This window comes from Ensifer sp. (assembly GCF_031989085.1).
Taxonomy (GTDB): domain Bacteria; phylum Pseudomonadota; class Alphaproteobacteria; order Rhizobiales; family Rhizobiaceae; genus Ensifer.
This window is the reverse complement of record NZ_DALZXU010000002.1, coordinates 209,492-221,553: the sequence shown is the minus strand read 5'-3', so window position 1 is coordinate 221,553 and position 12,062 is coordinate 209,492. Positions and strand designations below refer to the sequence as shown.

Below are 12,062 nucleotides of genomic sequence, written 5' to 3'. Positions count from 1 at the left end.
GCAAGCTCGATACGCGAATGTCGTTCTTCGGCGTGGAGTGCTGCGCCGGACATCTGGGCGCCATGCGTACGCCGCCGAACCCGCGTCGGGCCGGGATCGAAGGAAAAAGGAAGTGTGCCGCCTTCTGATCACCGGCGCTGCCGGTCAACTCGGCCAAGTGGTGCGAACGCGCCCTGCCCCGCTCACCGAGATCATTCACCTCGACGATCGTGTCCCTGTCGACAACCCGGGTGAAGGTGAGAAGCGCATGGCCTGCTGCGGCCGTTCCGACGCGGCCGCCGTGCGTGCAATGGTTTCCGGCTGCGACGGTGCTGTCGAACCAGTTCCCCACGGTGATTTCACCTCGATGATCGAGGCCATCTTCCACGCACAGACGCTCGGTTGCCCGGTCATCTGGGGCGGCGCGGGCAACGACGCCGGCTGGTGGGATATTCGCATCTCGGCCGGCTTGTCTGGACGCCGGGCGACAATGCCGAAGCACATAACACCCCTCACCCCGAAACCCGACCCACACGACCCCATGGTCGGCTTGGAGGGCGGCAGTTTCGTCGATAATCCGATCTTCAAGGAGTAGAGAATGACCTATATCACCCACGGCAGGCATCTGGTCGCCGGCGAATGGATTTCCACGCAACCCACGTTTCGCAGCGAGCCCGCCCACGGAGATGCCTTCGCGTTTTCTGTCGGCAACGTCGACTTGGTAAACAGCGCCGCCGAGGCCGCCGAGGAAGCCTTTTGGTCGTACGGCTATTCCTCCCGCGAAACCCGCGCCGGTCTCCTTGAGGCCATAGCCGACGAGATCGAGGCTCGCGGCCCCCAAATCACCGCGATCGGCACCTCTGAAACAGGTCTGCCTGCGGCGCGCCTGGAAGGTGAACGCGGCCGCACGACCGGGCAACTGCGCCTGTTTGCGTCCCACATCCGCAAGGGCGACTATCTCGACCGCCGCCATGACCATGCGCTGCCCGATCGCATGCCCATGCCCCGCCCCGATATCAGGCTGATACAGCGACCGCTCGGCCCCGTCGCGGTCTTTGGCGCGTCCAATTTTCCGCTCGCCTTTTCGACGATGGGTGGAGACACCGCCGCAGCGCTCGCGGCCGGTTGCCCCGTTGTCGTAAAGGGACACTCCGCCCATCCCGGCACCAGCGAGATCGTTGCAGAGGCGGCACAGGCCGCAATCAGGAAGAACGGAATCCATCCGGGCGTCTTCTCGCTGATCCAGGGCGGCCGCCGAGACGTCGGCACGGCGCTCGTCACGCATCCGCTCATCAAGGCGGTCGGATTTACCGGTTCGCTTGCCGGTGGCCGTGCGCTTTTCGACCTTTGCGCCTCCCGCAACGAGCCCATACCGTTCTTCGGAGAACTGGGCTCGGTGAACCCGATGTTCATACTGCCTGAGGCGGCGAAGACACGGGGCGCGCAGATCGCGCGGGGATGGGCAAGCTCGTTGACGATGGGGGCCGGGCAATTCTGCACCAATCCCGGCATCGCCGTTGTTCTCACCTCTGAAGCCGATGCATTTGCAGAGACAGCCCGCATCGCGCTGAGCGAAGTCGGCCCGCAGGTGATGCTGACGGACGGGATGGCGAGGGCCTATCGAGAAGGCGGCGTGCGAATTGCGGCAGGCGCCGGCGTGCGCGCGGTATTGACCTCCAGTTGCGACTTGCGCAACGCCACCCCCAACCTTTTCCGCGTTTGCGGGGCGGACTGGCTCTCCAACCACGAACTTGCCGAGGAGGTCTTCGGCCCGCTCGGACTGATCGTCACGGCCTCAACGCCCGACGAGATGGTTGCCGTCGCAAAGAGCTTTGCCGGTCAGCTGACCGCCACGCTGCATCTGGATGAGGCCGACACGCAACTGGCGCGCAGGCTGCTGCCGATCCTCGAGCGCAAGGCGGGCCGCGTGCTGGCCAACGGCTATCCGACCGGCGTCGAAGTTTGCGACGCCATGGTCCATGGCGGCCCCTATCCCGCCTCCACCAATTTCGGGGCCACCTCCGTCGGGACCCTTTCGATCCGCCGGTTCCTCAGGCCGGTCGCCTATCAGAACATTCCCGAGGCATTGCTGTGCGAGGACCTCGGATAGAACGAGCAACGGATTGCGCCATTGCCCGGCAATGGCGTATCCACAATCAAGGGCGGATGATCGCCCCACTCAGCGAATGGTTCGATTGTATGACGAAAGCAACCGCACAGGATACGACGCCCACGCAGGCCACAACGCTAGTGGTCAAGGTTGCCGATGCGCTTCGCGCGCGCATCTCCAAGGGAAATCACAGGCCGGGCGACCGGCTTCCCTCCGAAGCGCAGCTGACGCAGGAATTCGGCGTCAGCAGGACGGTCGTGCGCGAAGCGATCGCTGCGCTTCGATCCGACGGGCTGGTGGAGCCGCGCCAGGGTGCCGGCGTCTTCGTGCTGGATCCCGCGCTCGCCGAACGCCGCCCGTTCCAGAACATCGACCTTGCCCGTGTGTCGTCGCTGATCGAAATGCTGGAGCTTCGAACCGCTGTCGAGGGCGATGCCGCGGGTCTTGCCGCGCTGCGGCGCTCGCCGGCCCAGGAGGAAAAGATCATCGAGGCGCTCGATGCCTTTCGCACGAGCTCGGCAGAAGGCCGCCCGAGTGCGGAAGCCGATTTCGCCTTTCACCTCGCAATTGCCCAGGCGACCAACAACCCCCGCTTCGGCGAGTTCCTGCAGATGCTGGGCCCGACGCTCATCCCCCGCCGAGCCGTAACGGATAGCGGCGAGGAGACCGCCCTGCCCGCCGCCGATATCGAGCGGCTCGCACAAGAGCATGAAGCCATCCTTGTTGCCATTCAAAACGGCGACGAGACGGCCGCCCGCGCCGCCATGCGTACGCACTTGCGGAATAGCCAGGCACGCTATCGCGCGATACTGCGCACTTCACGCTGACACACGCCCTGGACAGCTCTCCCTTGCATTCGGACAGATAACCGATAACATACCAGACAGGTTCAATGCAGGTGAAGCAGAAATGGAAGCCGACAACAACCACGCCAGAGGCACGTCGCTCGCAGCGAAGATCAGCACCAACCTGCGTCGCGACCTGACCGATGGCGTCTTCAAGCCCGGCGATCGGCTTCCCAGCGAAAGTGCGCTGACCCGCGAATATTCCGTCAGCCGCACCGTCGTGCGCGAGGCAATTGCTATCCTTCGGGCCGACGGCCTGGTGGAGGCACGCAAGGGGGCCGGGATCTTTGCCCTTGCCGCGTCGGAGGGAAAGAAGCAGCCGTTCAAGGACCTGACCACCGAGCGGATTTCCTCGGTCATCGAACTCCTCGAGCTCAGGACCGTTTTCGAAGTGGAATCGGCAGGGCTCGCCGCGTCGCGCCGTTCCGCCGCTCAGATCGAAGCCATTCTCGAGGCTCACCATCACGTTGGAGAATGCCTGGCGACCGGGAGCCCGACCCGCGACGCGGACTTCAAATTGCACCTCGCCATCGCGGAGGCCACGCAGAACCGGCGCTTCCCGGAATTCCTGCAACTGATCCGATCGGGCATCATCCCGCGCGGCGAGCTTCAGGGCTCGCCCCCCGGTTCGCGCCCGAAAGACTACAACCTTCATCTTCAGGAAGAACACGGCCTGATCCTCGACGCCATCATCGAAGGAAATGCCGAGGCGGCGCGCGAACGGATGCGCGCCCATCTTCGCGGCAGCCTCGATCGCTACAAGATCTTGCTGCGTTCGCGTACACTGGCGCCTGAAGATATCAGCTTGTCGTAGCTTGTATTACAGATATAGAGACATGTATACTAGTGGCGTCATCCATCACTAGCGAGGTCTCCATGACTCTTCCCGTCTTTCCCGCCACCCCGACCGATGCCGGCATCACTCGGCAGGTGCTGTCTCATTCCCCGGAGGTCATGGTCGTGTCCTTCCGCTTCGAAAGCGGCTCCGAAGGCCGGCTGCACAGCCATCCGCACGTGCAATCGACCTATGTCGCACGCGGCCGCTTTCGCTTCTTCCGCGACGGCGTAGCCTATGAGCTTAAGGCCGGTGACAGCCTCGTCATTCCCGGAAATACCGAACACGGCTGCCAGTGCATCGAGGCTGGCGAGCTGATCGACTGCTTTACGCCTCGCAGAGACGATTTCCTGTGAGCGGATTGGCTTGACAGCATCGACAACCTGTGACAGATTTTATTAAGTTGTCATACAGGATGGGAGCCTGTATCGCCTCCCGTCCGGCGAATGACAAACGGAGGAATCATGTCACACCGTCGCATACGCTTCTATGGCGCAGCCGGGCAGGTCGGGACCATTGCGGTCACGCTGCTCGGCCTGCTGCTTCTGACCTTCTTCATCGGCCGGCTGATGCCCGCCGATCCCGTGCGCGCCATGGTCGGCGAAGATGCGACCCGTGAGACCTACGAACAGGTATACCGCTCGCTCGGCCTTGATCGCCCGCTCTGGGAACAGTTCTTCTATTACCTGCACGACGTCTTTACCGGCAATTTCGGGACGTCCATCCGCACCGGCCAGCCCGTCATCCAGGACATCCTGCATGTCATGCCGGCGACGATCGAGCTGGCCACCTTCGCCATTCTGATCGGAGCGGGCCTTGGCGTGCCGCTTGGCGTCTTTGCCGCCGTCAACAAGGATCGGTGGCCGGACCATGTCGTGCGCGTCTTCAGTCTCTTTGGCCATTCCATGCCGATTTTCTGGACAGGTATGATCGCCCTCATCGTCTTTTATGCCCATTTCGGCCTGGTCGGCGGCAGCGGCCGCATGGATCAGTTCTATATCGGCCTCGTTGATGAACGCACCGGATTCCTTCTGATCGACAGCCTCATCGCCGGCGAAATGGATGTGTTCTGGTCCGCGGTAAACCACATCATCCTGCCGGCCGCCCTGCTCGGTTATTCCTCTTCCGCCTACATCACCCGCATGACGCGCAGCTTCATGCTCGACCAGTTGGGCCAAGAATATGTGACGACCGCGCGGGTGAAGGGGCTATCGCGCAACCAGACGATCTGGCGGCACGCCTTCATCAACATCCGCGTCCAGCTCGTCACCATCATAGCGCTCGCCTACGGCTCCTTGCTCGAAGGCGCGGTCCTGATCGAGACCGTCTTTGCCTGGCCGGGTTTCGGCCAATACCTCACCAACAATCTCATCACCGGCGATATGAACGCGGTCATGACCTGCGTCCTGATCGTCGGCGTCATCTTCATCGGGCTCAATCTTCTGTCCGACGTTCTTTACCGCATCTTCGATCCGAGGACACGCTGATGTCTACCAGCACCGAAACCAGTTTCCGCCTGCCCGCACCGCTGCTTGCGTTGAAGAACATCGTGCTGTTTCTCCTGAAAAGCCCGACATCGGCATTCGGTCTTGCCGTTCTGACGCTGCTCGTCCTGGTCGCCGCCTTTGCGCCGTTGATCGCCACCCACGACCCCTACGCGCAGGATCTTGCGCTGACGCTGCAGGCACCCGGCAACGGGCATCTCTTCGGCACCGACGAGCTCGGCCGCGACATCTTCAGCCGGCTGGTCTGGGGCGCCCGTATCACGCTGACGATCATCTTCCTCGTGTCGGTCGTCGTTGGCCCCATCGGCCTGATCATCGGCACGACCGCCGGCTATCTCGGCGGCAAGGTCGATACGGTGATGATGCGCATCACCGATATCTTTCTGTCGTTTCCGAGCCTCATTCTCTCGCTCGCTTTCGTCGCCGCACTCGGACCGAGCCTCAACAACGCCATTGTCGCCATTGCGCTCACCTCCTGGCCGCCGATCGCGCGGCTGGCGCGGGCCGAGGCCATGACCTTCCGCAAGGCGGACTACATCTCCGCCGCCCGGCTGCAGGGCGCCTCGCCGGCACGCATCATCGTCAAGTCGATCATGCCCATGTGCCTTCCTTCGGTCCTCATCCGCCTGACGCTGAACATGGCGACCGTCATCCTCACCGCCGCCGGCCTCGGCTTCCTCGGCCTTGGCGCCCAACCGCCGCTTCCCGAATGGGGTGCGATGATCGCGACCGGACGCCGCTACATGCTGGACAGCTGGTGGCTCGTCACCTTCCCGGGAATCTCGATCCTGACCGTCAGTCTCGCATTCAATCTGCTCGGCGACGGTTTGCGCGATGCACTCGACCCCAAGCAGATGAACCGGAGGTAAGCCCGATGGAAAAGCCCATTCTAGAGGTCGACAATCTGAGGATCCGCTACGGCGGCGCTTCGACCGAGGCCGTGCGCGGCGTCACTTTCACGCTCGGCCGCGAGCGGCTCGGGATCGTCGGCGAATCCGGCTCCGGCAAGTCCACGGTCGGGCGCGCTCTGCTGCGGCTTCTGCCGGGCGCCACCATCACGGCAGACACGCTGCGCTTTGGAGACCGAGAGCTTCTGACGCTTTCGGAAAGAGAGATGTTGAAGGTCCGCGGCCGGCACATGTCGATGATCCTTCAGGATCCCAAGTTCTCACTCAACCCGATCCGACGCGTCGGCGACCAGGTGGCAGAGACCTATCTGCGCCATTTCAGGTGTACGAAGACGGAAGCGCGCGACAAGGCGCTCGCCATGCTGGAAGCGGTCAAGATCCGCGATCCGAAGCGGGTCTACGAGCAATATCCGCACGAGATTTCCGGCGGCATGGGCCAGCGGGTGATGATCGCCATGATGCTGCTCGCTGATCCCGACCTCGTCATCGCCGACGAACCGACGTCCGCGCTCGACGTCACCGTCCGCCTGCAGGTGCTGAACATTCTCGACGGTCTCGTCCGCGACCGGGGCATCGGCCTGATCATGATCAGTCACGACCTGAACCTTGTGCGCAATTTCTGCGACCGGGTGCTGATCATGTATGCCGGCCGCGTGGTCGAAACACTCGCTGCCCGCGATCTCGACAGGGCAGAGCACCCCTACACGCGCGGCCTTCTGGCAGCACAGCCGAAGATCGGTGGCGGGCGGGCACCGCTTGCCGTGCTCGATCGCCAACCCGAATGGCTGGAGGAGAAAGCCTGATGTCCGTTTCCGTCGAAACCCGTGATGTGTCGATCACCTTCGGCGCCGGTCCCACTGCCGTCAGGGTTCTGCCCGGCGTCAGCTTCTCGGTCAGCCCCGGCGAATGTTTCGGTCTCGTCGGCGAAAGCGGCTCGGGCAAGTCCACGGTGCTGCGATGCATCTCCATGCTCACCGACATCTGGACGGGCGACATCCTGATCGACGGCAAGTCCGTGCGCGCGATGCCGCTGATCGAGCGCTGCCGCATGGTGCAGATGGTCTTCCAGGATCCCTACGGTTCGCTGCATCCGCGCCAGTCCGTGCGCACCGTGCTCAACGAGCCCCTGGCCATCCACAAGCTCGGCAATCGCGAGGAGCGCATGCGCAAGGCGATCACCGATGTCGGCCTGCCCCTGTCGTTCCTCGATCGCTTTCCGCACCAGCTTTCCGGCGGCCAGCGGCAGCGGGTGGCCATCGCCCGGGCCCTCATCCTGGAGCCCTCGCTCCTGCTTCTCGATGAGCCGACGTCGGCGCTTGATGTTTCCGTACAGGCCGAAATCCTGAACCTGCTCCAGCGCCTGCGGGAGGAACGCGGCTTCACCTACATCATGGTGACCCACGATCTGGCCGTCGTCGATCACATGTGCGACCGGTTCGCCGTGATGTTGCACGGCGAGATCACCGAAGTGCTGCCGCGCGATGCGATCCCCGCAAACGGCGCAACCCATCCCTACGCTCGCGAACTCATCGGCGCTTCCCTGGAATACGAAAACGCACACTGATCGGGCTGACAGAGTTAGGACACGCTGGCAACGACAGAGCGCCCCTGGAGACAGGGGCGTTTTTTTGCCACGACGGTGGCTGCATAACCGGAGCGGCGCCGCGCGGTTGTTCGACCGCCATCGACAATGCCATCTATACCAAGTTTTGGATGAGGCGGCTTGCCCACCGGGCGGCTCAAGCCGAGGGACCAGCGAATGCGTCCCACCACATCTAAAGCGGGAAGGCCATCGCACCCGCCAGCCAGCGACGCGCCGCGCCCTCGCCGCATCTGTGGCTCTCGCCCCCGTGACCTGCGGCCGCGGGCGGCCATCGTTCGCGCGCTGCCTGCGCAGGCTGGCATGTCCCAATGGCACTGAATGATCGGCACAGGATTTGGAGCGCCGCTTTCTCGCCTCAGCCAGAATGTGAAGCAGGTTCCAAGCGCGCGACAGCGGTGGCCTCGTCCAGAGGTGCGCGATAGCGCGCCCGCCTGTTCGGCGCGCACGGCTCCCTACGCCCGAACGTGAAATGGCGCGTGTTTCCACGCGCCATTTCGTCTTTTGCCCAGAAACAGGAAGGGATCAACGCTCCTTGGCGACGCCCTCGAAGCGGGAAAGCCAGGGGCTGACGATCATGCCCTTCACATCACTCCGGTACGCGGCGGTATCGACCACTTCCGCGAACGGTTGGATCGACATGACGATCTCGTCCATGTAGGTCTGCACACCTTCGTAAAGCTTGGCCTGTTTGGCGGGATCGCGCTCGACCAGGGCCTCCTCGATCAACTTGTTCAGTTTTTCGTCGTAGAAGCTCGTGCGCCAGCTCTGGTAGTTGGTCAGCTTCGCCTCATCCGAATTGTCGGGATTGTAGGCAATGGCGCGCAGGTTGTTGTCGGGATGCGGCTGTTGGCCGCCGCCGCCGCGACCGAGCAGCAGTTCGAAGTTTCGCTCGCGCATCGCCCCGTAGATCTGGTCACCGGAACCGCTGATGAGTTCGGCCTCTATACCGGCCTGGGCAAGCGTGTTCTGGATCGCGGTCGCCGCCTTCATGAACGGATCTTCCGAGAGAACCCTGAGCGTGGTCTTGAATCCATTGGGATAGCCGGCCTCGGCCAGCAGTGCCTTGGCCTTGGCAACGTCCAGCTTGTAGCCCTCGTCCGGGAGCACACCCAGAACGCCACTCGACAGCGGCCGCTGGTGCAGCTTGCCGTAGTAGGGCATCACCGCCTTGTCGAGACCCTCATAGTCGATCAGGTATCGTAGCGCTTCGCGGACTTTCTTGTTGGCGAAGCGTTCGTCCTTCATCGATACGCTGAGATAGTAGAAGCCGGAACCGGGCGTCGATGCAATGGCAATCGCCTTGTCAGCCTCGAGCGACTTCAGGTCCGGCGCCTGGAGCGAATAGGCTACGTCGATATCGCCTTTCTCCAGCAGCAGCCGCTGCGACTGGGATTCCGGCAAATGGCGCATCAGGACGCGTTTCATCGCGGCCTTCTGGCCCCAGTAGTCGTCGTTGCGGGCGAGAATGATGTATTCGTTCGACTTCCATTGCGCCAGCGTGAACGGGCCGGAGCCGGCCGAATTCAGCGTCAGCCATGCCGCACCGAGGTCGCCATCCTTCTCGTTCTCGAGCACCGTCTTGCTGTCCAGAATGGAGCCCGGTCCGTTCTGTGCCAGGACCATCAGCAGCAGGTTCGGGTCGTCGGGCTTCGGCAGGTTGATCACGAAGGTGTTGTCGTCCTCCGCAACGAACGCCGTGTCGGCACCCTCCGCAGTGAAGCCGCGGGTCTTGAGCAAGGACGACTGAGCGAGATTGCGGACAAGCAACCGCTTCAAGCTCCAGGCGACGTCAGCGGCGGTCACGGGATTGCCGGACGCAAATTTCGCATCTGCATGCAGATGGAAGCGGATCGACTTGCGGTCGTCGGCAATTTCCCAGCGCTCGGCAAGCCTCGGCTGGACGCTCCGGTCCTGCGGTGAAAGGACGACGAGCGTGTCATAGATGTTGTTGAGCACCTGCACGGTCTCGCGGCCGGTAATGGCAGCGGGATCGAGCGTCAGAATGTTGCTCATGGTGGTGGCGACGACCAGTTGGTCCGCCGGCGTTTCCGCGAACGCACCGATCGGTGCCGCCGTGGCGAGCAGCGCACCAAGCGCGGCTCTTAGAAAAAAGTGTCTCATGCTTCCTCCTTTGCGGCCATCCCTTGCGGATTTTGGCCTACCAGTTTCAAGATCCGCCCGCCTGCTCCTCCGCAGGCGTTGAAACGGATCAGTGCAGAATTGCGCTGACCGGCGCTGCGAGTGCCCGGCCGATGGCGGCCGTCGCGGTGGCCTCCAGATGCACGCCGTCGATCCGCGAGCCCCGCGCCACCGTGCCGGCGTCGAAAAACGCATGGCCGAGTTCGCCGGCAAGCTTGCTGTAGAGCGGCGAAAGCCGCTCGGATTCTTCGATACTTCGTCCTGCCGCCGGGTGCCCCGCCGCGCCTGGCGAGCAAGGGGGCGGCGCGACGATCAGGAGCTTCGGCTTGGCACTGCGTGGCTTGTAGGGAAACGTGTCGACGATCTGCGCCAGCCGGCGCATTCCCGAAACCGCTCCCTCCGCGCGTCCGCCATGCACGGGCTTCAAGTCGTTGGTCCCAAGCATGACGATCACGAGATCGAGCGGCATGTGGCTTGCAAGCGCGATCTCCAGCGCCTTGGCGCCATTGCGGCAAGCGGGCCCTGCATGGTCCTCGTAGCAGGTCGTGCGCCCGCCGAGCCCTTCCGAGATGACCGTTGCCGAGCCGCCGAGCTCGCGAGCGAGCACCTCGGGCCAGCGCCCCTCCGGGGGATGACGCAGGCCCGTCGTCGGATCCGCGCCCCAGGTCAGACTGTCGCCGAAGGCGAGAACGGTCTTCATTGCTCGATCACCTCGCCATTCACCGCACGCGGTTGTTTTCAATGAAGTCGAAATCTATATCTTCGCCGAGCCCCGGCCGATCCGGCACATGCACGAAGCCGTCCCGATCCATCGGATCGGAAAGAGACTTCAGATAGTCGTGGCCATCGTCATATTCGAGGAACGGGTGCAACAGGCCGCGTTCGTACCAGCGGCAATTCTTGGTCGCAGCCACCACATGCAGGTTCATCGCGGTGTTGCCATGGACTTCGCATTCCATGCCGAAGGCCTCGGCCAGATGCATGGTCTTCAGCGCCGGCGTTATGCCGCCGACATCGTTGACGCCGGTGCGAAGGATGTCGCAGGCGCCAGCCTTGATCCATTCGGCACGGTGCCAGTGTTTGCCCGCCGCACTTTCCGGACCAACGACGGGAATGTCGAGATTGTCCGCAAGCCACTTGTAGGAAGACAGCGACTGTTCATCCATCGGCTCCTCGATCCAGTCGAAGGCGAGCTTTTCGAGCCCTCGGCCAAGTTCGAGCGCATCCGTGCGGGAATACCAGTGGAAGGCGTCGATCATCAGCCGGATATCCGCGCCGACCGCCTCGCGAACGGCCGCACAAGCCTTGATGTCCATCTTCACGTCGGGCGCCCAGCTGACCGGCGGCATCCAGGTGTGCAGCTTGATACCCTTGTAGCCGCGCTTGACCAGGGTCTCGGCAAAACGCCCGTAGTCATCGGGCGTTGCCAATCCACCGTCCAGTTCGTCGCCGCACATGATAGAGCCGTAGGCCAGCACCTTGTCGCGATAACCGCCGATCAATTTGTATACAGGTTGATCGAGCGTCCTGCCCGCCAGATCCCACAAAGCGCAGTCGACCACGGCAAGCGTGCGGTCAGTCAATTGTGCCGCGGAGCCGCGCTGCCAGTGGGCGAGATCCTGCCAAAGCCGTTCGCGGTCGCGGTAATCAGCGCCGATGAGCACCTTCTTGACGAATTTCTCGATCAGGTGCGGGCGAACGATCTCCGGAGCGGTGAAGGAATGGCCTTCACGGCCATCTTCCGTGCGAATGGTCAGCATCGCCTGCTCCACCTGATGCGGCGGACCTGGATGGGCGTGACCAGCACTGTCTGAATGGCGGCGCGTGGTCGTGCGGAACACCCGCACCTCGACGTCGGTGATGATCATTGTTCCTCCGGTATGCGAAATCGGTCGGCTTACCGAGCCATCCTGTATTACACATATTTAGACAGATTATCGCATACCTGTCAAACTTGTATTACAGCTTTATTTGGATGACTGACAAGGATTGGCGCAGGCGTTGTCCGACGATCCCAAAAACCGCATGGCCGAGTGCCGGAATTTTCCGCTTGCTGCACGACATGTCAGCCGCGGACGGCTTGCCGGCGTCATCTGGCCGGAAGCCGCAGCTGGCGCATTTCAGGAACGGAGATTTCA

The 12,062-nt window shown here is 62.9% G+C and carries 12 protein-coding genes; 9 read left to right on the top strand and 3 right to left on the bottom strand.

The features are described 5' to 3' along the window. Window positions 1-112 precede the first annotated feature (112 nt). The 9 genes from RTP54_RS13965 (at window position 113) to RTP54_RS13925 (ending at window position 7,746) form a co-directional block, all read left to right on the top strand. On the top strand, window positions 113-574 hold the full coding sequence (locus RTP54_RS13965; RefSeq protein ID WP_312363520.1) for a hypothetical protein: 462 nt from the start codon (window positions 113-115) through the stop codon (window positions 572-574). A 3-nt stretch (window positions 575-577) separates the two neighbouring features. After that, entirely contained in the window at window positions 578-2,089 is a 1,512-nt protein-coding gene (locus tag RTP54_RS13960; protein ID WP_312363518.1) for an aldehyde dehydrogenase (NADP(+)), read from the top strand. A gap of 89 nt (window positions 2,090-2,178) precedes the next feature. Then, window positions 2,179-2,916 (top strand): FadR/GntR family transcriptional regulator, encoded by a 738-nt coding sequence (locus RTP54_RS13955; protein WP_112833485.1) that lies wholly within the window; start codon window positions 2,179-2,181, stop codon window positions 2,914-2,916. Between the two features lie 82 nt (window positions 2,917-2,998). Beyond that, entirely contained in the window at window positions 2,999-3,748 is a 750-nt protein-coding gene (locus tag RTP54_RS13950) for a FadR/GntR family transcriptional regulator (RefSeq protein ID WP_312363515.1), read from the top strand. A gap of 62 nt (window positions 3,749-3,810) precedes the next feature. After that, window positions 3,811-4,125 carry a cupin domain-containing protein gene (locus tag RTP54_RS13945; RefSeq protein ID WP_112833463.1) on the top strand — a complete coding sequence of 105 codons (315 nt, stop codon included), beginning with the start codon at window positions 3,811-3,813 and terminating at the stop codon, window positions 4,123-4,125. Between the two features lie 108 nt (window positions 4,126-4,233). Continuing rightward, window positions 4,234-5,256, top strand: coding sequence for an ABC transporter permease (locus RTP54_RS13940; protein WP_312363511.1), 1,023 nt, complete (start codon window positions 4,234-4,236; stop codon window positions 5,254-5,256). Then, the gene (locus RTP54_RS13935) at window positions 5,256-6,143 is read left to right on the top strand and encodes an ABC transporter permease (RefSeq protein ID WP_112816918.1); all 888 of its coding nucleotides are present in this window, start codon (window positions 5,256-5,258) and stop codon (window positions 6,141-6,143) included. Before RTP54_RS13940 ends, RTP54_RS13935 begins: the two co-directional genes overlap by 1 nt. Before the next feature lie 5 nt (window positions 6,144-6,148). Continuing rightward, window positions 6,149-6,985: an ABC transporter ATP-binding protein gene (locus RTP54_RS13930; protein WP_312363509.1), complete on the top strand. Its 837-nt coding sequence runs from the start codon at window positions 6,149-6,151 to the stop codon at window positions 6,983-6,985. Beyond that, complete coding sequence (locus tag RTP54_RS13925; RefSeq protein ID WP_112811565.1) at window positions 6,985-7,746, top strand: ABC transporter ATP-binding protein; 762 nt, start codon at window positions 6,985-6,987, stop codon at window positions 7,744-7,746. The genes RTP54_RS13930 and RTP54_RS13925 overlap by 1 nt, the downstream gene beginning before the upstream one ends. Before the next feature lie 561 nt (window positions 7,747-8,307). Here RTP54_RS13925 and RTP54_RS13920 read toward each other — a convergent pair. The 3 genes from RTP54_RS13920 to RTP54_RS13910 form a co-directional block, all read right to left on the bottom strand. Further along, the gene (locus RTP54_RS13920; protein ID WP_312363507.1) at window positions 8,308-9,906 is read right to left on the bottom strand and encodes an ABC transporter substrate-binding protein; all 1,599 of its coding nucleotides are present in this window, start codon (window positions 9,904-9,906) and stop codon (window positions 8,308-8,310) included. A gap of 88 nt (window positions 9,907-9,994) precedes the next feature. Then, on the bottom strand, window positions 9,995-10,624 hold the full coding sequence (locus tag RTP54_RS13915) for an SGNH/GDSL hydrolase family protein (protein ID WP_312363506.1): 630 nt from the start codon (window positions 10,622-10,624) through the stop codon (window positions 9,995-9,997). Window positions 10,625-10,643: 19 nt separating this feature from the next. After that, on the bottom strand, window positions 10,644-11,792 hold the full coding sequence (locus tag RTP54_RS13910; RefSeq protein ID WP_312363504.1) for a mandelate racemase family protein: 1,149 nt from the start codon (window positions 11,790-11,792) through the stop codon (window positions 10,644-10,646). Window positions 11,793-12,062 lie beyond the last annotated feature (270 nt).